This is a genomic window from Pseudaminobacter soli (ex Li et al. 2025) (genome assembly GCF_003012705.1).
Lineage (GTDB): Bacteria > Pseudomonadota > Alphaproteobacteria > Rhizobiales > Rhizobiaceae > Pseudaminobacter > Pseudaminobacter soli.
Genome location: NZ_PXYL01000054.1, coordinates 1 through 1384 on the forward strand (window position 1 = coordinate 1; position 1384 = coordinate 1384).

1 protein-coding gene is annotated in these 1384 nt (G+C 59.0%); it reads right to left on the reverse strand.

Features of this window, described 5'->3' with window-relative positions; translation table 11 throughout:
* Positions 1 to 87: 87 nt before the first annotated feature.
* Positions 88 to 1314, reverse strand: coding sequence for an IS701 family transposase (locus C7I85_RS30155; protein ID WP_106727665.1), 1227 nt, complete (start codon positions 1312 to 1314; stop codon positions 88 to 90).
* Between the last annotated feature and the right edge of the window lie 70 nt (positions 1315 to 1384).

Sequence of the window (1384 nt, forward strand, 5' to 3'; positions counted from 1 at the left end):
TGACGTCGACAGTGCGGACATCGGATCTGTGCTGTCGGTATAGCGAGTGCGTTGATGACCGCCCTGCGCACGGCTGGCAAGGTCGGCTCAGGTGGCCCCCGACGCGCTCGTCGTCTCTTTTTTTTCCCGCTTTGCAGTCTGCAATCTTTGGTGTTGAAGGAAGGCGTAGGCGATCATTGTCATGAGCGCATGCCGATGGAGCCCTTGCCATGATCGGCCCTCGAAGTGATCGAGGCCAAGCTCCTCTTTCATTTGCTGATGCGCTTGCTCACAGACCCACCGGGCTTTGATGGCGGCCGCCAGCACTTTCAATGTGGCGTTGGCCGGCAAGTTGGATAGGTAGTATTTGCGCTCATCGTTTGATCGCCACTCGCCAACCAGCCAAGCTTCCTCTCCTGGCATGTGCTGCTGTCCCTTGTCGAGAATGCGTTGCGGTGTGCCATCGGCTATCCGGATGCGCAATGCCGCAAAGCGTGCCGTTAGGCGGCCTTTCGTGCCACGGCGCCAACTGACCTTTTGCCAGCTTGCAGGCACCAACATCGTCTCGGCGGCAACCGACAGGGTGTCGGGGATCGGATGCTTGCGGGGACGCCCATGACCGGAGTTGGGGAAAATCAATTCGACATCATGGGGATAGACCTTCTGATGTTTGGGGATGCCGACGGCCCAAGTGAGGCCGCGGCCACTCAGTCCCTGGCGGAAGGCCGCGGATAGGCCGTAGCCTGCGTCAGCCAGCACTGTGCCGAACCGGACACCGACCGCAATCAACCGGTCGATCTCGTGAAGGGCGATCTCCGGCTTCGTGCGAGATGTCCGCATGACTTGCGGAACTCCGGCCTTTGCCATCCGCTCCTGATCGCCGACCCAACTCTCGGGCAGGAACAGACGCAAGCCAACCGGGACCGGAACCTCGTCTCGCGCAAGCGTCACCGACACCAGCGTCTGACAATTTGCTCTCTTACCCAGCATCGAGGCGTACTGTGGCGCGACGCCGACCGAGTGGTCGCCCTTCTTGGGAAGTCCCGTGTCATCGATTACCAGAAACGCATCTGAAGCACCGACGATCCTATCCGCCTGTCGCGCAAGCTCAGTCTCAAGAGGAACTGCATCCCAAAGGCCATCCGAAATGAAATGGTGGAGACGGTCATACTGGCCTGGAGCGAACCGTTCCGCCATCGGCTCGACGCTCTTGCGGTCACCAGGGCCGATGAGACCGGACACGTAAACGGGGCACATCTGGCGTCGTTTCTTGTGCCCGAGCTTCTCCAGAAAAGGCTGTAAAAATGCAGAAAGCTCCGTATCCCAATCTGTCATATGCACCCCCAACAAAGAGAGCACAAATCATCTCAAACCAGACTTGCCCGAATCTGCCAAAGTAGTGCTA

What these genes read in the sequence shown, in the direction of transcription:
- C7I85_RS30155 (WP_106727665.1), bottom strand. Translation starts at nt 1,314, where the DNA reads ATGACAGATTGGGATACGGAGCTTTCTGCATTTTTACAGCCTTTTCTG.